The organism is Bradyrhizobium sp. Kon56, assembly GCF_055807635.1.
On the sequence record NZ_JBVVOU010000042.1, the window covers coordinates 1 to 23014 of the forward strand.

Below are 23014 nucleotides of genomic sequence, written 5' to 3' on the forward strand. Positions count from 1 at the left end.
ACTTCCCCTCTGGTTGTGATGCACAATTGCATCGCGACGTCCTCCTGACGTAGGACGTCGCGTTGCATTTGTTCCGAGGGGCATTCTTTCGTTAGGCTGTAATACTACGAGTATATGCCACTTTGCACGGCTTGGCGCGCGCCAACTTTGATCATCGACGACGGAGGCGGCATTCCTTTGAGAATGCGGCGAATGCGGTCGGAAAGACAGGCAAGTTGACGCATTTGACAGATGAAAGTGTCTTGCTCGACGCGCGCGATGGCCTACTTGTTCATCATGGTTAGGACGAACGACAAGCTCGCTACGGCCCAAGGCGCCTAAATTGCCGTTCAACGGCGAGGGCCGGCCTCAGGCAGGAAGCCCACCCGTAAATTTCCCAGGTGTCGGTAATAACGCTCGCTGGTTAACTGGTGCGGATCGAGCGCCGCATCATGAAAACACCGAAGCCAAAGCAATGGGCCGAGCAGGAGGTCCGCCGATTGGTCAGGCTCGCCCGGCAGGGAGTTGGCACATCGAGGATAGCCGCCGATCTCGGTCGCCACGCCGGATCGGTGAGGCGCATGGCGCGAACGTTGGGACTGCTGTTGAAGAAGTAGTCCCCGAGCGATCTTGAGCGCAGCGCGGCTGACCTACAGCCCAAAGCCTCGGCCAATCTACCGCGCAAGCTTGAGCACGGCGTCGGTATTGCGGCCATAGAAGAACGCTCGATCAAGCTGCGAAAAGATGCCCATTCCAAATAGTGCGATGGCAATGCCGGTTGTGGAACGGCTTGAACGATGGAGCGAAAGTTCAAAACGGCCCCAGGTACTCATTAAGAGGCTGGCTACCTGATGTGCGGTTTACCGCCAACATCGGCCGAAGAGCGGATGGGCTCCGAGGTCGCCGATGGGCCACGAGCGGACGTAGCTTGCCCGCTATTCAATCACCTCGTCGGCGCGCGCGAGAAGATGGGGCGGGATGGTAAGGCCGATTATCTTTGCAGTTCTCAGATTGATCGCCAACTCGAACCTAGTAGGCTGCTCGACGGGTAGATCGGCGGGTGCAGCGCCGTTCAGAATTTTTCCTGCATAAACGCCAAGCTGGTAGGAAACATCGGTGATGCGCGGTGAATAACTCATAAGTCCCCCATATTTTACGAAAAGAGACCACTCGTAGATCGCAGGAATCCGACCTTGCTCGGACAGCGCGGCAAGTCTCTCTCGCCGCGCGATGTAAAATGCGTCTGGGCTAACGAGAAGTGCAACATGCTGCTGGTCTCTGATCTCCTTGAAGGCAGCAGCAATTTGCTCGTCTGTGCTGGCCTTCAGAATGTGAATCGCCCGCGCGAGCGACTTAGCGGCAGCCTCAGCGTCTGAGGCGACCACATTTGCGTTAGGGTTTGTCGGATTGATCAGCACGGCGATCGAACCGCCTCCCGGCGTCAACTCGGCCAAGAGCTCAAGTCGCTTGGCCGTAAGCTGTGGAGTGTACATGCTCACACCGGTGGCGTTGCCTCCGGGCCTGTTCAAACTGGAAACGACGCCAAGGGATACAGGGTCCATGGCAATTGCAAACACGATGGGGATTGTCTTTGTTGCGGAGGTTGTCGCCAAGACTCCATTGGTGCCAGTGGCGGCGACAATTACCTGAACACGGCCTTGGACGAGGTTAGCTATCAGCTCCGGAAACCGATCATACTTTCCCTCGGCGAAGCGGTACTCGATTGCGACGTTCTGATTCTCAACAAAACCCTTGGCGCGCAGCCCGCCGCGAAAAGCGACGAGCAGTTCCTTGCTTTTCTCGGCGGAATCGAAGCCAAGGTAGCCTACTATCGGAAGCGGGCTCTTCTGGGCGTATATCGCACACGGCGACATCGCTACTGCAATCATGAAAAGCGCAATGAGCTCCAGTCGCCTCATTTGGGCCTCGAAGATAGTGAGCCGGTTAAATGTTATCAGGTGTTAGTTGTGGCAGCCGGTGCACATCGTCGCACCCGATGCAAATGCTGCATCGCAAATTCGGTGCAGGACCGATCGGCTTTGGGTCATTCGCCTCAATTTGCCAGCGTGTTCTCGAGGTCCGCTCTGGCCCCGCCGGCCGACGTGCGGAACACGATGGCGATCTTCGCCTTCGGGCCAACAAGCGACATTCACAAATAACACGCGGTTCGCGAGCAGAGCGCGAATGCAGCCGGCCCACCTAATCAAAATGGCGCAGGTATCAGGCCGTGACGTTTCATGATCTCGCCCATCTGGGCAGGATCAAGAGGCGCAGGGCCGCCGATGGCTATGGCCATTTCTCGGAAGAATTCCGGCCCGAGAACGCCTGGCGTGAGAACGCAAAGCATTTTCGCAATCGCCTGCGTCTCGTTGACGAACCCGTGGACAACACCGCGCGGGATGAAGAGATCGTCTCCGGGCTTGATCTCGATGCGCTTGCCGGCGACCGTCCAGGTGATGACGCCTTCAAGACCATAGATCGTTTCTTCCCAGTCACGGTGATGGTGCGGGACCGGCATACGGGAGTTGGGCGGGATCACCACCTCAAACATTTCAAGCGCCCCGCTGGTATCATACTTGGTGCGCAGAAACCGCAATTGCATTTCGCCAACCTTGATAAGTTCAGCCATTGTCGTGCCTTCCGTGACGCCATAGAAAAGATCGCGGGACGGCTCCGCTCGTCCGCACCGAAGTATCAGCAGAAAGCCTATGGTCGGACCTTGGGCATGTCTATTGGGCAATGATGTCTGGCATGGGTCAAAATGCGAAGAACTCAACGCGAGCAAATCTGGTCCACCATGCCTCACTGAGCGGACCTCAACCGGTGCGCTGCTACTTCGCCGATGGCCCAGCAGCGGTCAATTGGCCGAGTCGAGTCAAGCCGTCCTGACAGGCTGGGCCAAAGAAGCAGCTGCACTGACCTTTAGTTGAACTGTTGTCGTTTTTGAACCTTCGCTCGAATTGCCGGACTCACGTCAGTAGACGATGGGGATGAACTGTCCCATCACAGCGTCGAGCGATTTTGGCTACCGTCACTCATCAGCGGCAGTTGCAACGGACTTAGTTTCCGGGTTGCCAGCCTAAGCCGCACCAAGCCAGCGCATCGGCCGGTGAATATCGCGGAGGCAAAGAGATGTTTCCAGCGAAACTTGCGGCATCGTTGCTTGGCTCAGCGTTGCTACTGACACCCGTACTGGCAGGTGACGATGGCCGATACGACCACTCTCCGCTGAAGCCATGGTTCGAAAGCCTGCAGAGCGAATTTTGGAAGTGCTGTACCGATGCCGACGGCTACGTAGTGTCCGATGCGGATTGGGAGTCCACTCGTGGGCGTTACCGCGTCCTCATTGACGACGAATGGGTGATCGTACCTGACGGCGCGGTTATCACCCAACCAAACCGTTTCGGCCGCACAATGGTCTGGAGGCACTACATAGACGGCCATCCGCGCGTCCGATGCTTCATGCCTGGCAGTATGACTTAATGCCCTTTAAAAGGTAGTCCGCTTCGGTCAAAGGCTGCCCTCTCCAGCCAGCATGGCCTTGGTCGGGTCAGTTGCCCGAGGCGGACATCCCCGCGCTCCGGGCTGAGGTCAGGCCACGGGGTCATAACCAGACTCATGCACCGCAACAATCAGCTTCTCTATTCGATCACCTCGTCAGCGCGGGCGAGCAGCGTCGGCGGCAGTCGAAGGCCGAGTTGCTTTGCTGCTTTTTGATTGACGATCAGCTCAAATTCGGTTGGGGCTTGAACTGGCAGTTCAGCGGGATTAGCGCCACGCAAAATCTGGTCAATGTAAGTGGCCGCGCCGACATATATCTTATTCATGTCGATACCGTACGATATTAGGCCGCCTGCTTCAGGGAAGCCACGGAGCGGATATATTGCCGGAAGTGCGCACTGTCCGATCAGGTCCGTCAAATGCCTCCGTTGAACCCAAGTAAAGGCGTCAGGCAAGAAGATCAGCCCACTATTAGGCTTCTCCTTTAGGGAAATGATTAGACGCTCGATACCGGAGCTGTCGCCGCTGGGTGCTTCCACCGACACAATCCCTGTCAGGCTCGCAGTCTCATCAATCGATTTGCGAAATGCAGCGGCATTATTCCCAGGTTCAGGATTGTAAATGAGACCAACGTGCTGGATGTCCGGTGCAACCTCCTTCAGAATGGAAACCCATTTGCCCCCCAGCGACGGCACAAATGGCGTAAAGCCTGTCACATTGCGGCCCGGTCTGTGAAAGCTATCGACGTAGTGTCTCCCGACCGGATCGCTAACCATCGCAAAGACGGTCGGAATCGTCGAGCCTTCCAATTGAAACGCCGCCATTGAGGTATTGGTTACAGCATACAGCACATCTGGCTTTAGGGAGATTAGCTCGCGGGCATAACGGTGCGCCAGATCGGTATCCCCGTTGTAAATCCGGTACTCAACCTTGAGGTTCTGACCAAGCATCCAACCCCGCTTTTTGAGGGTCTCTTCGAGAAGCGGCTTCGCAGGCCCTTCCAAAGTGAGCACACCGATACGACGAATTCGGACTTGAGCTTTGGATTTAGCCATCGTGCCCAGACCGGCAATGGCCCCAACAGCTATCACGAAATCTCGTCGCCTCATTCGACCACCTCATCAGCACGGTTTGCGTGCCAAAGCTACGCGGAGAATCAGCAACCTGCATCCGCCGCAACGCGGCAACCACTCCCCAAAATAAGCTGATGAACTCGCGACCGCTTCTTAGCTCAGCGCCCCGTAGAGTGGGGAGGTGATTATAGCTCTTCCAATAGGGCTTCGGAAGGGCCACGACGCTGCCCAATGTCCGCGTAGGGTCACAAGCGGTCCCCAACCGCATTCACACGCAGGTCGGCTAAGGATCGAGCGGGCAGGGATCGGCCGAAACCGAGCGGCGTCACCGGCGCAGCGGTCCACTGAGGAAACGATGATTCCTGATCTCGCGAAGGAGCAGCATGCGCTTGGTTTGTGCTGCGTTGAGCAGCCCCTCGAACAAGACCAGAACCTCGCGGGCCTGCACGTAGACTTCGGTGGTGATGGCGCGTTGGTCGAAGCCATAGGTCGCAAGCCGCGCCTCTATCTCGGACGCAGCGACGGGATCACACCGCCAGCTCAGGGCATTTTGTAGCGTGTAGGTCTCGGCCTCCGCTTCGAACTCGGGATCAATTCCGACCATGTCGATGCGCCGCAGCGCCGCCTCAACCGCCTTTTGGCGATAGGTCTCGAGCAATTTATGCCGCAACATGCGGTAGCGCTGGATATCCCAGGACAGTTCGGCGACGTCAATGGCGAGCAGCCATTCGATGGCGGACCGCGGCGCGAGGTCGGCAAAAATCGCCTGCTGGAGCGCCTGGTAGTGTTCGAGCTGTTCGCCCGGCAGCAGCAGTGGCGGGGGCGCCAAGGACTCAAACTCGACCGGCAGCGTCGTGACGGTGAGCTCGCGCGCGGTTTGGAACAGACCGTTCATCCGGCGGCCTCCGAATCCAGGTTTGCCGCAAGCGACGCGGCGCCGACGGCGACGTTGGCGGGATCGTGGACGGGGCTTGCCGCCCACAACTCCTGCGCCACCGGCAGCGGCGCGATCTGCAGGTTCGCCCACCACGCCCGTTCATTGCCGTGCTGATGCAGCTCCTGGTGATGCGCGCGGCACAGGGGGACAGTGAACTCATCGCTGACCTTGCAGCCGAGCGCCCGGGCTTGAGCGAATTTCAGATGATGGGCATCGCACGGGGTTTGCCGGCACGCCAGGCAGGGCTGCGCCCTAACAAACAACAGGTGCGCCTTGCTGCGTTTGCGGGACGGCTCCTTGGGATAGGCGAGCCCGGCCTCGGGTAGCGCTGGCTGCAGCGCGGCCTCGGCGTCAGCAGCAGGCGCTGTTGGCAGGCTTGGCGTGCCAATCAGGTCGGCCGTCTGCTCGGCCTGAGCACGGCCAGAGTCCTCAAGCTTGGCCTGATAAGCTGCCTCGACGTGCCTGGCATCCGGCTCCTGCAGGCTGTTCTTGAGCGGGAGGCTCGCCATGGCCCAGCTGAGCAGATCGGTGCTGGCGGGCAGCGCTTCGAGCTGGCGCAATAGCTGCTCCCGGAGTGCGGCGGACTCGCCCGGCCGCAGCACCGGGGCACGGTTGAGAACGCCCTTGCCGGGCGAGGCCTTGGGGTTAGGTGGTGCGGGGGAACCAGCGGCCGCATCCGGGGCGTCCAGATCATCCTCGCCGGCAATCCCGACCAGCGCGAACAGGGCGTAGCGTCGGGCGTAGGTGAGCGCCGCGCCCATGCGGTGCGGCGCCTCAATGTCCCTTGAGGCGCAGACCGGCCAGTCCGAGGAGATCCACTCGCCGGAGGAATGGGCAAGCAGGGTGGTGAGATGGATGTGGCCGGTGACCTGTTCGACCCGGGTGCTCTGGATGGCGGCGATCTCCTGCTGGCTCAGGGTCTTGCGCACGATATCGAGGCCGCTCGCCAGCGAGGCATAACGAAAGGTGCGGTCATCATCGCGCAGGAACGGCGAGCGGATCAGCGCGGTCAACGTCTTTTCCGGGTTGGTCAGTTTGGCTTGCGCGCGGGCCAGCGCCGCCGCGATCGCCCCGATGTGCTCACTGGCCTGGTGCATGGACGCGCTCCATCTCAACCGGATCAAAGCTGATCGCGCCGGCTTTGGAGCGCTTGGCACGAAGGCCGTGGCCAAACGCTTCCTTGGCATCCTCCGGCAGCAGCTTCTTGAGCTCGGTCTTGGCCAGTTCGTGCTCGCAATGGTCATCGCGGGTGCGCAGATAGGTCGCCGCGCACTCCGCCCACAGATTGGATGCGGTCATGTCGACGACCTTGACCGCGGCCAGCCGCGGCCGCGGCGTCTCGATCCCAAACAGCAGCGGCGGCTCGCCGCTCTGCACGCAGCGCCAGAACTTTTTTTCGGCCGTGAGCAGCAGGTGCTGGTAGAGCGGATCGGCATGCACCGTGAGCTCGACCCATTTGCCGCCGCCGGTGATGATCGAGAGCACCGCCGAACGGGCGGCGATCACCCACATGTTGTGCTGCAGCTGCGCCATGTGTTTGTCGGCCGCGGCCTCCTCAGTGAAGGCCCAGGGCAGCATGAACTTGGCCTCGAATACCGCGCCGGTTTCTGCGACAATGCCATCGAGCGTGGCGGCCATCCAGCTGTGGACCGGATGGCGAATCCGCTTCTGAATATCCGTAATAGTCACGCCCGACGCGCGCTGGTACCAGCTGCGGTTGAGGTCTTCGGTCACGCTGCCGAGCTGCACGATCAGGTTTTGCGACAGATCTTGCGGGGCCATCTCGCCGCGCTTTTCCCGCCACAGCCGCGTGAGGTCGTCTTGGTCATGGCCCATGATGATGCGGGCGTCCGAGCCGCCGACAAAGGCGCGCCGGTCAATGGGGTCGAACTTGATGATGCGATGGGGCGCCTCGGCGCCGTCGGTTGCAATCGGGATCACCGGTCTCTCCTTGGTTTGGCAAACGCGGCTTGCCGCCGCACCACCAAAAGCCCCGCACTGGCGAGGAGAGAGACCGGGGCCAACGGCGAAGGCCCGGTTGCCATTATTAACGCTCCTTTGGCGCGGGAATGCCAGTCCTTTCTGCAGCAATTTTGCTGTTTTTTAGCCCGAAAAATCTTGATGAACCAAGATGTTAGAGCGATGTTTCCGAGTGCCGCAACCAGCCTCGGACAAGGAGCTCGCAGATGGCGTCAACTCGACAAATCGAAGCCAATCGCAGCAATGCCAAGCGCAGCACCGGCCCGAACACGGCAGGCGGAAAGCTCAAGTCCAGCCAGAATGCGCTGCGCCATGGGCTGGCGCGGAGCGTTATCAGCGATCCTGCCGAGGCCCAGAATTTTGCCGTCGCGATTGCTTCTGCAGTCGGGCACCAAGTCTTACCGGGTTCGGCGATGGCGCTTGCACAGTCCAAGCTCGCGTTGCTGCGGCTCCGCAGTTTGCGGCAGGAGATGCTGGTCGCGCTTTTGGCGGGCCCAAGGCCGGCAGATCTCAAACGCCTCAACGCGCTGGAGCGCTATGAACGAGCCGCCTTGGTGCAACAGAAACGGGCGCTTCGCTCGCTGAGCATCGAGCGAGATTGATGGTCACTTGGCTTCGTTCTGCAGTTTCGTCCGATCGCCGCTATGGCCCGGCTGCAAAGCTGCTCATGCGGCTCGGGCTGCACCACTGGGCGATGGAGAGACTCGCCTGACGGCAACACACGCCATCAGACCCAACTCAGCGTGTAATCGTAACCGTTGTCCTCATACCCAAGCGCCTGGCTGATGCTGTCGACCTGGTCGTCGTGACGGCCTTGCGGGAAGGTCAATAGCTCCATCTCGAGCTCGGCCAGGAACGGCGCGTTGCTTGGAAACCACACCCGCCCGGCGGCAAATTTGCCCTGCTGGACGTAAAGACGGCCGATCTTGTCGTGTTCGATCTTGATGGGATTGACGAAGCAATCGGTCTTGTCCCGGAGCTCCTGCGCCAGCGCAATCCCGGTTGAGGCGTCTTCGACCAGAATTTCGTGCGGCTTGAAACGCCTGGCGAGCGCGAGCGCGGTGTCGCGGAGGAGGGGATATTCGAACCGACCGCGCACCAGATCGAGCAGATAATATTTCCCGTCCGCGACCAGCCACGTCGTACAGACGGACCAGTCATTTTGCGCGCCATTCTTGGCGGCCGTATCCCAACTCTGGATAATGCGGCAGCCCAGCCCATCTTTTGATGGGGCCTCGTCAAAATACCGCAACCAATCCCGCTTGATCATGGCACCTCCGGCCGGCACGGGACTCTGCTGGTATTGTGCGGAAAACACGTCGGGCCCGAGCGTCTGCTGCAGCTTGCGCAGCGTTGCGATCGATTCATGGGTTGGATGCAGCGCGTCACCTTTTTTCCTGAAGTGAAATTGATTGGGCCCGATCGGAACCGCGGCGTCGGCCTCGGCGATCGCCGGCAGGCTGAGCACCTCCCAGTCATCGGATGAACTGGCCAAAAAACCGGACAGATCGTCCAGATGAACCCTTTGCATCACCACAATCACCGCGCTGGTTTGCTTGTTATCGAGTCGCGACATCAGCGTATTGGTCAACCACTGGTTGGTGCTATTTCTGCGCGTCTCTGATTGGGCATCAATGGGCTTCTGCGGATCATCAACGATGATGACGTCACCCCCCAATCCGGTCAGCGTTCCCGGCACCGAGGTCGCCTTGCGAAATCCGCGCTGCGTCGTGATGACCTCGCCTTCGGTACTGCGCGCGATGCGCATGCTTGGAAAAGCGCGCTGGTAAAAACCGGTATGCGCTATCGATCGAAAGTCACTTGCATGCTTGGCAGAGAGATCATCCGCATAGCTGATGGCAATGATGCGGCGCCAGGGTTCGAGGCCGAGCAGGAACAGCGGAAATGCCACCGACACCGTGATGGATTTGAGGTAGCGCGGCGGCATGTTGATGATCAAGCGGGTGATCTCGCCGCGGCGAATGCGCTCGAGCTGGTATGCGATCGCTTGGATATGCCAGTTCGGCAAGAACTTCGTGCCGGGGTTGAGGTGGAGAAAGCAGCGATAGACAAAGCTGATGAAGTCAGCGCGCAGGATGGCGGTGAACAATGCAAAATCGTGGGTGGTCATTCCGATTCTCCTTGTCTTTTGAATTGCTGGTAGAGTCGTTCGGCGTACGATTCCAAAACCTTGCGATCATCCATGTCGAGCAGTGGCGTTGCAGGCTGTTCGATGGACTCGACCAACTGCTTGCGATTGAGAAGGAAGGCGGCCGATCTGTCCTTGCCCTTCAGCGCGTCGTCCGCAAATTTGGTCAGGATGCCTTCGAGCACGGTGATCTTGCGCAGTCGTCCATTTTCACGGATGTCGATTCTTCGGTTGAGAAGCTCATTGATGATGGTCGCCTCGTTTTTGGAGCCTTTTGGCCGGCCCTTCTTGTTGCCGGATTGACCCGGCTTGAATTGGTGTTCGGGGGGCGGGCGGCCGTACCCGACGTCGTCTTGGTTTCTGGGCGCGCCGGCGCGGCGCGGTGGCTTGCGGCGGCTCATGTGCTACTCTCCGCGGTTGCGGCCGACCGCTCGGCGGCGACCTCCTCGAACGTCTGCCCGGTCGCGGAAAGAATCGCATCGCGCTTGGTGACGTCTTGCCACCGGCGGATTGCGGCATCGACGTAGGGCGGATCGATCTCCAGCCCATAGGCTTTGCGGCCGACGCGCTCCGCGGCCAGCAGGGTGGTGCCTGACCCGAGGAACGGGTCGAGCACGAGATCCTCACGCCGCGTGCAGTCCTTGATCGCGTCCGCGATCAAGGCCACCGGTTTGACCGTGCGATGTACCGTAAGGTCGGCGAGCCGACCTTGGCGGAAGGTATTGACGCCGGCGTAGGTCCAGACGTTGGAGCGATTGCGGCCATGGCGGCCCAGCTCAACGTTGTTGAGATGCGGCGCATCGCCGTTCTTGGCCCGATCGGGGCCCATGAGTACTGACCAATCTGCCGAATCGCAGGCATCGCCGCACAGCACGCGATGCTTGCCGAGCTGCCACAGGTCTCCTCTGCGACTGAGGGGCTGCTTGGCGATGACGCAGGGGGTGTCCGCCGAATCCAAATCGCCGAAATCGGTCATCAGGCCGTCGATCTCGGCCGGCTCAAAACCAGTGATGTCTAGGCTGAGGTTACACTCGGGGAGGAGAGAGGCGAGGTCACCAAGTTCTGCGGCAAGAAGTTTGCGATCCCAGCCTGCATTGGAAGGAATCTTGTTGTCGGCAATCGCGAGCGCGCGCTTTTCGGCGTCGCTGAGGCCGCCCATCACCAGGACGGGGACCTCCTTTAATCCGAGCTGCTTGGCCGCCTCCCACCGGGCGTGCCCGCAGATGATCTGCAGCCCTTCATCCGCTAGAATGGGATATGTCCAGCCGAACTGGAGGATCAAGTTTTCGACTTGCTTGATTTGCTTCTTCGAGTGCGCTCGCGCATTTTTTTTCGCGGGCGTCAGGGACACGAGCGGCAGCAGCCGTGTTTGGCGGCAGTCGAGCTGCTCGGGCAGGAGGCGAGCGTCAGTCGAGGCGGTTGATGCTTGTTTGGAGGGGCGAGACTTGCGCTTGTCGGGCCGGAGTTTGTGGACGGGCTCCATCTTGGCGCGGTCCAGGGTCACGGGGAGCTCCATTTTGTCGAATGAAGCTGCCAACAAACATCATTTCACAGCTCGCGCGCATCAAGCGTGATGCCAGTCGAATTGTGGCAACAAAGCGCCTCGAACTGCTGCGGCCGTTGCGAGGCATCGCGTTCGACGCCGTCTGGCTACAGCATGCCGAACTTGTGCGCTGTGTCGGCTATCTTTTGCCTGGACAGGCGTTTAAGTGCAGGCTCTTGCTTTGCAATGTACCGCAGTATCTCCTTTCGCGGCGGAACCTTCCCTCTGAGGCCCGGCAGTTTGCTGCAATCGAGCGCCTTGTTGGGCTGACCAAACGGCGTTGGGTAAGTGCAGCACGCTTCCTCGGCCTCCATCAGCGCGATGGTGTGATGCAGAATACGCCAGTCGAGGTCGGTCACGTTATAGGGCAGCAGGGCGGGGACGACCTCGACTGCACGAAGCCGCGTGCCATCGACAAGCTCGACAGTGCCGCTCCCATCGACGATCGCTCCGTCAAGACGAAAGATGTCGAATTCTTCGACTTCCTGGCTGCCCTGGCGGCGGCCGCGAGATTTCTTGCAAGTTGGGAGCGTGACGATGGAGATCGACCCTGCGACCGCATTCTTGGCAAAGACGGCAACCTGGCCGACAACCTCTCCTGAGAGGAGTTGCAAGCCGCCGACCCGGATTTCGCCCCTCCACGCGCCGTCTGAGGGCAGAAGGTCGGTGGCGTCCGCAATCGAGCGTCGCTTATTGCGTTCGTCCGTCTGCAGCCATTCGTAACTGGGCATGTTTGGTCTCCCAGGACGTCAATGAAGCCCTCAGCATGCTAACGTGAGGCATATGCGCTTAACGTTCTACCCCGTAGCTCTACGGTCGTGTTAGACCGATATCGCGCGCGCCGCTGCAGCGAGATCAGTGATCGCCGATCTTTGTTGAGCCAACAGGAAAGCGGCGGTCCACGGCCGCCATTTGCTCTAAGCGCCCTAGAATGATCTAGATTTGCCGCCGTGAGGGGGTGTTCGCCATTGCGCTCTGACGCCCCCGTGAGCTCCTGCGAAATAGAACTTTCCGCTTCGGTTGGAACAGTAGACCGGTTGGGCAGGCCGACAGGAGGCCTTCTACGCCGAAGTGGGCGACCGCTGACGCGCGCCGCGATCAGCTTCCGCCATGCAATTTCCTGCCGGCGCTGACACGTCCTGGCCGGTCGCCCTCAGTTTCTCAACGCTCATTTTCCAAACTCAGTCATTCCAGCGGCCCGCTGCTTCCTTTTGTTGGTGGTGAAGGCCTGTGCCTGACGTGTATGCCACCAAGGCGACGTTGTACGCCTGCCAAAGCGTATGCCGGTCGAGATCCGGGAAACACTTCAACACGAGTGGCTCAACGTCAGCGGCTTGATATGCATCCAGGCATTGAAGAATGACGCAGCTGACGTCGGCGATGCTGTGGTGTTGCATTGCCATTGCTCCTGGTTATGGACATGCAGCTGGTTCCGCGCGCCGCGGTCTCTTGGTCTGTTGCTAGGACGACAGGTGCAGCCACAAGCTGAAGCCACCGCCGGCAGACATTGATCGATGGCCCGATCACCGTAGGCGGGGCGCCTCGCTCGCGCGCTGGGTTTGCGGCAAGCGCGACGCCCTTGTCAGAGGCGGTCGCGACCCGACGATGATGCGCGGACACTGAGCTCTGATGAACCGCCCGGTCCATAAGTTTGGTGGAGTTGTTGGAGTCGCCTGTCGAGTTCTTGTTTTTTGGCAACGATCCTCGCGGCGAGAATCTGGTCGACGTCCGTGTAGAGAGCCCACAACTCATCGAGGGACATCTGCTCAAATTGCGGTTGGTAATCACGAATGTCCACAGTCCGGCCCCCCGGCTGGGGCGGGTAGCAGCGAAGTCAGTCTTGAAAGCCCGGACCCTTACGCTGATCAGATGATCGCGCTGCTGGCCGGGCCGACCGCGCTGCCCTCATAAACCGCCTTCCCAGCTCCAGTTTCGCGTGCCGCACCGACGATTCTGCGCTCGGCCTTGGCTACTCGGTCTCGAAGGGTCTCAAGTTCGGATACTTGAGACGCGAGTGCCTCACAATGTTGGTGCAGAGCGAAATGACAACCATCCAGTCGCGCACGAGCGTCCATTGCACGCCCCTCTATGGTACTGCCCCAGAAGACGTGGTCCGCAATTGGGACCACCGCGAGACTAGTCAAATTGACCCATCAGGTCTGTTCGCTTTCGCACATTCGCTGTATGCTTTCCCTCCGGGAATCGCCGCGCATCGATTGCTGCGAGCGGCAAGCAAGATATTGCTGCTGGCCTGCCGCTCGGGCCTCACGGTTTTCGAATTCGCAAGGCCGGGCCTTGGATCTCGCGATCGCGCGTTTTGGCCGATGACGACGAGATCTCTGCTTGGCCTTGGCGACCTAATCTCGAAAGGTCCCGCAGTTCGACAGCTGCAAGCGAGCGCCGCGAAACGCTGGCGCCGGTAAGCGCAGGAGCGTGGATCTCAACACGGGGCTGTCTCGGGCCGAATATCGGCTCGCGCGGCTCTTTGCCATCGGGCGGTGGATCGTTTCGCAGGAGGTTAGTTTCAGGGCGTCTGCTGAGCATTGCGAATAACGCCCGATTTGCGCGGCTTTCATGCGGTGGTTCTCCCTCCTTCTGCTAGCATTACTTCGATTGCGTAAGGCGCGAGCCGATGTCGGTCTCGCTCTCCGGGTGGTGATCCGCGGGGCTTCTTCTCTCTTGAGAGAGCAAACTTAGCCGCTAGGCGTCTGAACAATGAACGCTTTGCGACTTGCATAGCTGCGCGAAGACAGCCTTCGCCTTGTTAGTGCCAAAACCAACATGCATTCCTTTGTCTTGCTTCCCGACTCACCAGTCTGCCTCGCCTTGACGAGCGATGCGGGAAGACTCAGCCCTCAGCCGCTCTATTTCGAGCCGGAGCAGCGCTTACGATTAGACAAGTGCGCGATTTTGGTCTTCTTCAGGAAAATCCAATTAAATGGCACGTGACGTCCGGCGATTCAGGAGCGCATCGCGTCGATAGCGTGTGCGATTAAAATGCCCACGCTCAAAATAACTAGAAAAATGAGCAACCAGGTACTCACGTCCACCTCCTGTCTTGGAAGTGAACCTTCCTGTTTATGCACAGTCAAAGGCATCACGTAGGGAACCGCGATTTCAGCGGCCGCTGAGGATTTATTGCCACACGGCGCGCTATCGTCGGAACGCCAGGAAAAGGAGTGTGCCGACGATGGCGGTCGCGAGAAGTGGAAACCAAATGTCCGGCACTTCAGGCACTCCGACTCACTGCGTCGGATTAAATGCGAGCTGCGCTCTTATTTCTTCTGGTTTTCACTATTCTCCACAGCTTAAACAGAAGTGGCCGCAACTCGCAACGAATATTTGCGGTATTATGTTCGTGGTTTGGCGTCGTCAGTATTCGGAGCGGTTCGGTCTCGCGTGTTCGTATAGCTAGCCGGCTCACGTGCAGATCCATTTCTGGTAGCAGTTCCAGGTTTAACGTATCTCGGTAGCATCAAGCTTAACGAGTGACATTCGTTGCCAACTTGCCGGGACGGAATATCGTCGCGTCGATCTGGCATTTTCTTTCCGAACCACCAGTTAGCGGGGTTGCCTGAAAACGGGTTCGATTTCCATGATTCGATATTCGTCGTATGGAAATTCGAACTATCGTGCACCAGCCGCGCAGTTCTCCTATCGCGACCCGCTGGAAGCCGAGTACCGTCAGCTCATCGAGGGACGAGAGCGGGTCAGACAGGCCGAAGCCGCGGCCTCAAAGCGGTTTACGATCGCGACAAGGAAGGGAATTCGCCGCAACGAAGATGCATCCGCTGGCAGGCATCTGCTCGATGCGCGCGACGGAGTTCGTGGCGTGCAGCGCCAGGGTTGTAACCACCAAAGTCAGGTCGTCGAGAGGGGTCGAGATGCCTTGGTGGCGGGCTTGGGGGAGAAGCGTGCAGTCGGTGGGACTACGACCGCTTTGAATGGGCCCGCGAACCGCGAGGGCCAGCTCCGTCGGATTGCCGGGCGATGCGCCGCCGTCCGTCGTTCCCGAAGAGCCTCGACGGATTGGAGCCCTGTGCGCTGTCGCCGAAAGTCCGCCCTCCGGTTTTCATCGTGTGGCCTTGCTTTGGTCAAACCGCGTTGGGGAGTGTGGACTTGCCCGATTTAATGCTCGGCCTCGGCCCGGGTGACATCGGGTGCGATGGGCCGATGCATTCGCCGATTAAACCGATAGCTCTGACTCTCTTTAAGAGCGGAATGAAAGAGTATCGGGCGCTTGTTGTGGACGTGAACGTTATGGGCTCGCTCAGCGGCTGGGACTTGGCCAGACAGGTTCGAGAACAAGAGCCGACGTTTCCCGTGATCTACATGACCGGCGCTGCGGCCGACCATTGGGCGTCCCAGAGCGTCCCGAACAGCATCCTGTTGCAGAAGCCGTTTGCGCCGGCCCAACTTGTCACGGCGATCTCGCAGCTCCTCAATCAGGTCCCCCTACGCGCGAATGAGGCCGCCTCAACTCCGGTTCACTTCCGCTTTTGCGTCACCAATCGCAAGGGGATGTTGTGGAGATGCGCGCGACCTCGCACAGCCGGTTCTGTCCATGCCCCAGCGCGCGAGCAATGTCGTCGGGTCGATTTCCTGCGGCGGCCATAGCGATCAGCCGCTGATGATCTTCCGGCGTCCACCTTCTCACCAGCGGCCCCCCAGCCTGTTGCACGCCTACGCCTGCCTATACAGTTCGCCGATTCGCGCCCAACAAGCGAGGTGGGCTGCCGGTCGGCGATCGGCCAGAATGAAAGTGCTGCTACTGGTCGCGGAGCGAGGCGCGCCGGTGATGTTCGCCCGGATCGGGGTCGTGCGCCTGTGGAAAGCGCCCTGGAGCGCAGGGGGGCTTCAGGAGCGCCCCAGGGCCGCCCACTCCATGCCGGCGACGGCGTAAGGCCGGCATGATCGCCTACGGCGTTGCCCAAGGCAACGCCTATCGAAATGCCACTGCCTTAATCGTCATGATGGTGGTGGTGGTGATGCTCATGCGAGCTGCCCCCGCCAGACCGCGCAATGGCGTTAGACGTCAGCGATGTTGATAGCAGGAGCGTCATCGCTGGAGGCGTCACGACGGCAAACCTACCGCAGGTCTTTAAGAACTCGCGGCGGTCCTCGTCTTCTGTGGGGCTTGGCATGCTTGAGCTCCGGTCGGTGGCGTGCGGATATTAAGCCGCACGAAATTTAAAGCAATTAAATAAATTAAGTTCCTTTTATTATTTAAAGGCCGCGAGCCGGCCTCAGGTCAGGTGGGTGTGTCCGCTACCGGACAGACCGGCCGTTGGTTGTATGTTGCCGCCCGACGTCAAGAACTCGCGATTGAATACAAGGCCGTTGCTAAATCATCCGCAATTTCCACCGAACGAGCAATTTTGTTGAAGAGCGTCGCAAGGACACTCACCGGATTAGCTAATCAATTGGACCGACTTGCCTCTCTGACGAGAGACGAAGGGCGTCACGCACGAGCCGCCGATGATCGCCCTGGGGCCGAGCCGGAAGACGGCCAACGTCTTTAGGATGTCCGCGTCGGCGACGATGCAGCCGAAAGCCACGCCTTCGAGCGCGCCAAGAAGATCGTCAGGAGCGATGGTGCACGTTGGGAGACGCAAGACCTCAGACAAGAATTCGCATGATGGCTCGGCAAAGCAGCAGATGGGGAGTGTCCACGTTGCGCTCAACATTGAACAGCCCGGGCAGTGCATCCGAAATTCAACACCTCCTATCGTTCGCCCTGCTCAGTTCCAGAATTAACTTGCAACACGAACATCAAGCTTAATTCCAGACCGCGATTGCGGCCGCGCGCTAGAGGACTAGTTTGCGCACACGGACATTGTCCTTGTCCGCTCCACCCCAGCGAAGTCGCCGCACCATTATATTCGGTGCAGCGACTTCGACGCTGGACAGTCGCGCGAGCTTCACTTGAGAGAGCAGCCGGACCACGAAACGCTTGATCTCATCGAGATGCGTCGCCGACTTACGGCGCTCCGGTCGAAACACTCGGACAATCTTTTAATTACTTCGCTGTTGAACCGCTTTTTCGTGAAAGTCGCATTTCTCCTGAAGCCAACGGACCGGGCGCACGAGCAATATCTCAAATCCGAATTCGAACGAACGTTGATAAAGGTCAAAGAGATTGCTGCACGGACGAAATCTGACTGAAGGCCGCACCAACGCGTGGCTCTGGACCCGATTGGCCGGGTATCCGCCACTGTTCTATCGGATCAGCCAGTAGCGGTTGTCGGCTTTGGGCACTGGTGCTGAACAATAATCTCCGCATTCGTCTTCGTCCTCCCTTAAAAAATCGGGTGCTGCTGCTATTCCCGGGGCTTGTCGGTAATCTCTCGCACAGCCAAGCTCAGCTCCAGCTCTCTGAGCTGCTCAATCAGAAGTTCTACGATCTGGTCGTAGTCAGACGCCTTCAGCGAATGCACGCCTCGCAAGGCCAGTTGGTTCTGGAGGATCATCGCCATCATGGCTTTAACGCTCATGGGCCCTCTCGTCGGGAAACAAAGATCGTCATAAAAACAATCAGAAGTAGACGTCAAAGCTTGCGGATGCGCAACGTCCGTAAGAGTACGGACAAGGCGGCAAATCCGTTTGGCACCGCACAAACGGGAGAATGTGTCGCGTGTGCGCCTTCAGACTAATCCGTTGGAAAAGAAGGCGCCGGGCTGCTGGGACAAGTGTAACGTTTTCGCAGGTAAGGCCAGGTAGGATGTAGCTTTACTCGCCGACAGGCCAGCCATGAGATTGCTAATGACTTCGGATTGCGATGATGAACTAGCGGCTATCGCTCGAGCAATCGCAACCAAGCAGCTTTATATCGAAAGTCAAACCACCTTGATCCAGGTGCTCGAGCGTGACGGACACGACATGCTTGAGCAAAGAAAAGCTCTTGCTAAGGAACGATCAGACCTAGCAACACAGATCGCGCGACAATTTAAGCTGCTAGAGACAAGGTGCACATCGGGCGAAGATGATCACGTTGCGGCTATAATGAAATGATAGAACGTCGAAAGCTGGAGCGCATCGATGTGGACGAGGTCGCCTACATTTCAGGCGACGGCGCCAGCTTACGCTGCCGCGTGGTCAACATGTCGGAAGAAGGGGCAGCAGTTGAGCTTCCGTCGAAGCGGCACGTGGCCTCCACATTCAAACTAATGCTCGAGAAAGATCGCATCATCCGAAGTTGCCGCCTAGTCTGGTTGAGTGGAAATCTTATCGGGGTCTCGTTCGAGGATCTTTAGGCGGAGAAGAGTCAGTTAGCTCTGCCCTACAATGGAACTCGCGGTTCTTTTGCTGGCATGGATGGGCGATGTCAAACAATAGACCGGAAATCCGTTCGTGGTCCCCCGATGCAGCAGACGCCATGAAGAAGTGACTTCCATTTTGTGGGGACTAACACTCGCCGCTTCTTGTTTGCGCTATCGAGGAACCGCGCGCCTCTGTGCAGCGGCTAATCTTCCTTTCCTAACTCTCGCATCAAGACCTAGAGCACATGAGCAACGGCTCTTGCAGCGCCTTCGCCTCGGCCTTTGGCGCGCGCACCTAACGCCGGTTAAGGGATTGGTTACCGGTCACTGTCACCATTTACATACAGTCGCATTATGCGGCAGCGCATTCTGAGAACAGTCTATTCGACACGCCCGGTTGGCGGTCTCTTTCAGGAGACGCCCCAATGCTTAAGGGCTTCACGGTCTTCGTTGTTGCGCTGATCAGTACAGCGCAAGTGGATCAATACCTGACCCACGGTCGGTACACCGACGCGGCCATGGCTATGCTGCGGCAGATCGGTCGCGCGTTTGGATTTTAAATAGTTCTTTTGCGACGGAGACCCGTCATGGACGGCATCTCATGGGGCGATCTCGAAAGGGATGAACAACGCGCAATCGCGACATTGGGAGCCGGTCTTTCCATTAAACTGTGCAGCCCCTTGCTCTCCTGGCGTCAGGTCGGCTTGGGCTGCTGCACACAATTTGCGAAGAGATGCCGTTTTGAAGTGTGTAAGCGGTTCGGCGCCGGTCGATCACGACAGGGGGTGGGATGCCAAACGCAATCGAGCTGATTGTGGACGGTTACGTTCGCTTGAACAATCGAAGGGCTCTGGATGATCTCCGCATGCAGCGTCGGAAACTGGCCGTGGACCTAAAGGCACGTACAGGTTTTGATTTCGGGACGACCGTCCAGCAGATCGAGGAGGATATCGCCGTGATCGAGGCTGGGCTGGCGCGGTTGGATGGCGCGGCGGCGAGCTAAGCTGCCAAAGCAGTTCGCGGTTCAAGCCGCCCGATTAGCTTCTTTCTCGGTCCCGCGCATAATGATCTTGAGCACATCATCCGGCAACGGGCCATTGCAGCGCCTTCGCCTACTCTCATGTCGGCGTGGCATCCAGCCACCTGCTACAGGTCACATCGTCTCGACGCATTTTATTGGCGCTTAGTAAGGCAATAGTTCGGACGCTTTTGTCCCGGCCAGGCTGTGGAAATTCTTGCAATGACCTATGGCTGTACGGGTGACATGGCGCTCAGCCGAAGGTGTGTAAGACCACAGCATAGTGGTTGCAACAATGAGGAAGGCAACGGCGGCGATTGCAGATGAGATCAGACGCTTCATGGGAAACCTCCGGTTTCCGATTGAAGGTTCGTCCGACAGTTCGATTAAAGGTTCAATGGAAAAAGCCAAAATCTCGGCCTGCTCATGGAGTTCCGTTTGAGACGTAAGGGCGGCCCGCCCGTGCTAGGCGGCATGCCCACCCGCAATCGTGAGGATCTCGCACTCTGCACCCTCCGAAAAGCCCCGATCCGAATGGTTCGGAAACACCCCGGCATCGGTGCGAAGTTGCCGACATGGCGGTTGACGACGCGGAACAGCGCGCTTATGGCGGCTTGGTTGCTGGTGATCAAACGCGCCAACGAGAACACCCGCTCGCCACCTACTCGACGTCGATCATTCGCTCCTTGGTGATCCGCAGGCTGCGGACGTAATAGCCTTGTGCCTGAACGGCTGACTTGATTTCGTCGCTGACCTTGAGAACTCGTTTCCTGCTCTTCCGCCACTTATGTGCAGAGTAAAGCACGGGCACGGGAGAGCCTGAACTTAGAACGAGCAAGAAGCGCCTGTCATTGCGATAGACATCATACATTTCGCCCCCCGCGATCATGTTGAAGTAAGCATGTCTGGTCGTCTCCATGGACGAGCTTAGTATCGCGAATGGCTGCGCGGGTTGTAAATCGGCAACGTCCGGGATTTCTTCAACAACGTTCCCGATTGGGAACGAACTTGGTGCAGCTCGGCCGTGGGTATTGATCAAGCTCTTGCGAGCGGTCGGGTAAAGAGGCTATCGAATCCGCCACAACTGCGTGAGCAAATGCGCGGATGCTCGAAATCCCCCGCTGCGATCACTGCGAAGAAGAGTTCGCGCCAGAAGAGCTGATAGTTCTTGCGCCACCGGCCGGGGACGGCGAGTTGATCTGCGGTCGGTGCATCGAAGTCAAGCTACTGATGCTCCACCGCATCAGGATCATCTCGATCGCACAGCTTCCGTGTAGGCGGTTCACGAGCGCGAGCGCAATCCAGCCTCCTCGGTAGCATCAAGCCTAACGAGTGACATTCGTTGCCAACTTGCCCAGACGGAATATCGATCGCGTCGATCGGCTTTTTTTCCGAACCACCAGTTAGCGGGGGTTGCCTGAAAACGGGTTCGATTTCCATGATTCGATATTCGTCGTATGGAAATTCGAACTATCGTGCACCAGCCGCGCAGTTCTCCTATCGCGACCCGCTGGAAGCCGAGTACCGTCAGCTCATCGAGCTACGAAAGCGGGTCAGAAAGGCCGAGGCCGCGGCGTCAAAACGGTTTACGATCGCGACAAGGAAACGAATTCGCCGCAACGAAGATGCATCCGCTGGCAGGCATCTGCTCGATGCGCGCGGCGGAGTTCATGGCGTGCAGCGCCAGGGTTGTAACCACCAAAGTCAGGTCTTCGAGAGTGGTCGAGATGCCCTGGTGGCGGGCTTGGGGGAGAAGCGTGCAGTCGCTGGCACTACGACCGCTTTGAATGGGCCCGCGAACCGCGAGGGCCAGCTCCGTCGGGTTGCCGGGCGATGCGCCGCCGTCCGTCGTTCCCGAAGACCCTCGACGGATTAGAGCCCTGTGCGCTGTCGCCGAAAATCCGCCCTCCGGTTTTCATCTTGTGGCCTTGCTTTGGTCAAACCGGCGTTGGGGAGTGTGGACCTGCCCGATTTAATGCTCGGCCTCGGTCCGGGTGACATTGGGTGCGATGGGGAACGCCGATGCATTCGCCGATTAAACCGATATATCCCGGCTCACAAATTCATGGTCCCGCGCTCTCACCAGAAGACGTCGAGCTTGTTGCGCGCGCGGATGAACGGCTCGTCCACGCCTATGATCAGATCGCACGTGCAGATGAACAGCTGGCGCGTGTCAACGAACAGCTTTCCAAGTTAGATCAGGATGGCACGCGCCACCCTTCTCAGCCGAAGAATTCCGCGAAATGGTTTCGACCACCCGACCGCGGGGCGAGCTCATTGCGCGGAAGGCCGGCACTGCGCGGCCTGATCGGTCTGCTGTTGGCAAGCGGCATCTGTTTAGCTGCTCTTGCAGCGCAGTCATCCGACGGCGATGCGGTCAGAGCAATGATGTATCGGTGGTCCGCGCGTGCCGTTTCACCTTCGTTGCCGCAAGAAAGAGCCGAGATCTCCTCGGCTCTGCCTACCACTCAGACGAGTGCAACCTATGTGGCACTTCAGCAACCGGGGCCGCTGACTACACCGCACGATGCGATCCAGGCAGCCGGCCCCAGTTCGCCGGAGCTGGCGCTCCAGGGATTGGCGGGCGACCTTACGAACCCGCCGCAAGCGATCGAGCAGCTCAAGGCCAGCCAAGATCAAATCGTTCGCGACCTTGGCCAGCTCTCCGACCGGCTTACGGCGGTCCAGGCACAAATGGTGCGAGACAGAGCGGATGCCGCCGAGCAGCTTAGGATGGTCCAAGAACAATTGGCCGGCATCACCACCAACGCTTCCGAGCAGATCCTACGCCCCAAGACGCCAGTGCCGTTGCCCAGGCCAATTGCCGCCACGATCCGCAAACCTGCGCCAACCGTTCCGCGGCCGCAGGACAGGGGGCGGCCACACGCGCCGCTGCAGACCGATCAAGCCGTGCAGGACTAGGGATTAGCTGTTTTCAACGCGTCCGATCGCTGCGAGACCTCGGTGCGGAGCGCCGAGGGCTGTTGCTTGCTCCGCAGCTGCCGCCATCGCGCGGCTTGCAGCCCATAGTTCACTCGCAACCGGGAGGGAGATAATCGCCCCAATGTGGGGGATGGCGAAGCCTTTTGGCGCTCTCCTTCCCTGTTAGATTGGGGCGGGAGAGCGACTGGCGTTCCCATCACCGGAGCTCTCCGCGGACGCTCAGATGGCACGCTCCTTGCCAATCAGTCGGACCAGTGATTTTCGTTGCGAGGAGACGTCTAGCAATGGGACCAAAAATTCGAATCTTCAAACGCCCAAAGCCCAATCTGGCACATGTTACCCGCAATCTGATGCAACTACTCGACGCGCTCGAGGATCTTGAGGAGCTGAGAGAGAAGGTCCGGCTAGCAGAAACAACCCGAGTGTTACATTAGAGCGGCCACCTCCGTCAGAGCTGCTGACTAATCTGCAATGGCACCTTGAATCGGCAATAGTAGCTCGCGCGGTTTTGCGTTTTGCGTGCGACCAATCGAGGGCGCGCGTGCGGTCCAGCACTATGCGGCAGAACCCGCCATGGCGCAGAGGAACCGCGCCGGGGGATCATGGTTAACGGTCTGGCAAGGAGATCGTCC

Annotated in this window: 21 protein-coding genes; 7 read left to right on the top strand and 14 right to left on the bottom strand. The window is 59.0% G+C overall.

Annotation, left to right across the window (positions count from 1 at the left end):
• Positions 1-914: 914 nt before the first annotated feature.
• Together AC0L3B_RS34885 and AC0L3B_RS34890 are read right to left on the bottom strand one after the other, a co-directional pair.
• Complete coding sequence (locus AC0L3B_RS34885) at positions 915-1898, bottom strand: ABC transporter substrate-binding protein (RefSeq protein WP_473382028.1); 984 nt, start codon at positions 1896-1898, stop codon at positions 915-917.
• Between the two features lie 284 nt (positions 1899-2182).
• Positions 2183-2608 carry a cupin domain-containing protein gene (locus AC0L3B_RS34890; protein ID WP_473382030.1) on the bottom strand — a complete coding sequence of 142 codons (426 nt, stop codon included), beginning with the start codon at positions 2606-2608 and terminating at the stop codon, positions 2183-2185.
• Between the two features lie 503 nt (positions 2609-3111).
• Here AC0L3B_RS34890 and AC0L3B_RS34895 point away from each other — a divergent pair.
• Positions 3112-3462 (top strand): hypothetical protein, encoded by a 351-nt coding sequence (locus tag AC0L3B_RS34895; protein WP_473382034.1) that lies wholly within the window; start codon positions 3112-3114, stop codon positions 3460-3462.
• A 158-nt stretch (positions 3463-3620) separates the two neighbouring features.
• On the opposite strand, the gene AC0L3B_RS34900 is transcribed toward AC0L3B_RS34895, so the two are convergent.
• The 4 genes from AC0L3B_RS34900 to AC0L3B_RS34915 form a co-directional block, all read right to left on the bottom strand.
• Positions 3621-4589, bottom strand: a complete 969-nt coding sequence (locus AC0L3B_RS34900) for an ABC transporter substrate-binding protein (RefSeq protein WP_473382037.1) — start codon at positions 4587-4589, stop codon at positions 3621-3623.
• A gap of 289 nt (positions 4590-4878) precedes the next feature.
• On the bottom strand, positions 4879-5448 hold the full coding sequence (locus tag AC0L3B_RS34905) for a hypothetical protein (RefSeq protein WP_473382039.1): 570 nt from the start codon (positions 5446-5448) through the stop codon (positions 4879-4881).
• Positions 5445-6587, bottom strand: a complete 1143-nt coding sequence (locus AC0L3B_RS34910) for an ERF family protein (protein ID WP_473382041.1) — start codon at positions 6585-6587, stop codon at positions 5445-5447. The genes AC0L3B_RS34905 and AC0L3B_RS34910 overlap by 4 nt, the downstream gene beginning before the upstream one ends.
• Positions 6571-7431: a YqaJ viral recombinase family protein gene (locus AC0L3B_RS34915; RefSeq protein WP_473382043.1), complete on the bottom strand. Its 861-nt coding sequence runs from the start codon at positions 7429-7431 to the stop codon at positions 6571-6573. Before AC0L3B_RS34915 ends, AC0L3B_RS34910 begins: the two co-directional genes overlap by 17 nt.
• Before the next feature lie 245 nt (positions 7432-7676).
• Here AC0L3B_RS34915 and AC0L3B_RS34920 point away from each other — a divergent pair, with 245 nt between their 5' ends.
• On the top strand, positions 7677-8072 hold the full coding sequence (locus AC0L3B_RS34920) for a hypothetical protein (RefSeq protein ID WP_473382045.1): 396 nt from the start codon (positions 7677-7679) through the stop codon (positions 8070-8072).
• 125 nt (positions 8073-8197) lie between these two features.
• Here the strand turns inward: AC0L3B_RS34920 and terL are convergent, their stop codons facing one another.
• The 5 genes from terL to AC0L3B_RS34945 form a co-directional block, all read right to left on the bottom strand.
• Positions 8198-9601, bottom strand: a complete 1404-nt coding sequence (gene terL / locus AC0L3B_RS34925) for a phage terminase large subunit (RefSeq protein ID WP_456652651.1) — start codon at positions 9599-9601, stop codon at positions 8198-8200.
• Complete coding sequence (locus AC0L3B_RS34930; RefSeq protein ID WP_456652650.1) at positions 9598-10020, bottom strand: DUF5681 domain-containing protein; 423 nt, start codon at positions 10018-10020, stop codon at positions 9598-9600. The genes terL and AC0L3B_RS34930 overlap by 4 nt, the downstream gene beginning before the upstream one ends.
• On the bottom strand, positions 10017-11123 hold the full coding sequence (locus AC0L3B_RS34935) for a site-specific DNA-methyltransferase (protein ID WP_473382049.1): 1107 nt from the start codon (positions 11121-11123) through the stop codon (positions 10017-10019). The genes AC0L3B_RS34930 and AC0L3B_RS34935 overlap by 4 nt, the downstream gene beginning before the upstream one ends.
• A gap of 146 nt (positions 11124-11269) precedes the next feature.
• Positions 11270-11893 carry a hypothetical protein gene (locus AC0L3B_RS34940; protein ID WP_473382050.1) on the bottom strand — a complete coding sequence of 208 codons (624 nt, stop codon included), beginning with the start codon at positions 11891-11893 and terminating at the stop codon, positions 11270-11272.
• A 450-nt stretch (positions 11894-12343) separates the two neighbouring features.
• Positions 12344-12559, bottom strand: coding sequence for a hypothetical protein (locus tag AC0L3B_RS34945; RefSeq protein WP_204513775.1), 216 nt, complete (start codon positions 12557-12559; stop codon positions 12344-12346).
• Positions 12560-15152: 2593 nt separating this feature from the next.
• Between AC0L3B_RS34945 and AC0L3B_RS34950 the strand changes: the two genes are divergently transcribed.
• Complete coding sequence (locus tag AC0L3B_RS34950) at positions 15153-15779, top strand: response regulator (RefSeq protein ID WP_473382051.1); 627 nt, start codon at positions 15153-15155, stop codon at positions 15777-15779.
• Positions 15780-17482: 1703 nt separating this feature from the next.
• Here AC0L3B_RS34950 and AC0L3B_RS34955 read toward each other — a convergent pair.
• On the bottom strand, positions 17483-17656 hold the full coding sequence (locus AC0L3B_RS34955) for a hypothetical protein (RefSeq protein WP_162847251.1): 174 nt from the start codon (positions 17654-17656) through the stop codon (positions 17483-17485).
• Positions 17657-18169: 513 nt separating this feature from the next.
• Here AC0L3B_RS34955 and AC0L3B_RS34960 point away from each other — a divergent pair.
• From AC0L3B_RS34960 to AC0L3B_RS34970, 3 genes are all read left to right on the top strand, one after another.
• Complete coding sequence (locus AC0L3B_RS34960) at positions 18170-18415, top strand: PilZ domain-containing protein (protein ID WP_018459961.1); 246 nt, start codon at positions 18170-18172, stop codon at positions 18413-18415.
• Positions 18416-18846: 431 nt separating this feature from the next.
• Entirely contained in the window at positions 18847-18981 is a 135-nt protein-coding gene (locus AC0L3B_RS34965; protein ID WP_007595432.1) for a hypothetical protein, read from the top strand.
• Positions 18982-19211: 230 nt separating this feature from the next.
• Positions 19212-19424 (top strand): hypothetical protein, encoded by a 213-nt coding sequence (locus AC0L3B_RS34970; protein WP_018459962.1) that lies wholly within the window; start codon positions 19212-19214, stop codon positions 19422-19424.
• Between the two features lie 180 nt (positions 19425-19604).
• On the opposite strand, the gene AC0L3B_RS34975 is transcribed toward AC0L3B_RS34970, so the two are convergent.
• Positions 19605-19781: a hypothetical protein gene (locus AC0L3B_RS34975; RefSeq protein ID WP_157643135.1), complete on the bottom strand. Its 177-nt coding sequence runs from the start codon at positions 19779-19781 to the stop codon at positions 19605-19607.
• A gap of 319 nt (positions 19782-20100) precedes the next feature.
• Positions 20101-20310, bottom strand: coding sequence for a hypothetical protein (locus tag AC0L3B_RS34980; RefSeq protein ID WP_007595423.1), 210 nt, complete (start codon positions 20308-20310; stop codon positions 20101-20103).
• 1151 nt (positions 20311-21461) lie between these two features.
• On the opposite strand from AC0L3B_RS34980, the gene AC0L3B_RS34985 reads away from it, so the two are divergent.
• The gene (locus AC0L3B_RS34985; RefSeq protein WP_473382055.1) at positions 21462-22361 is read left to right on the top strand and encodes a hypothetical protein; all 900 of its coding nucleotides are present in this window, start codon (positions 21462-21464) and stop codon (positions 22359-22361) included.
• Positions 22362-23014: the final 653 nt, after the last annotated feature.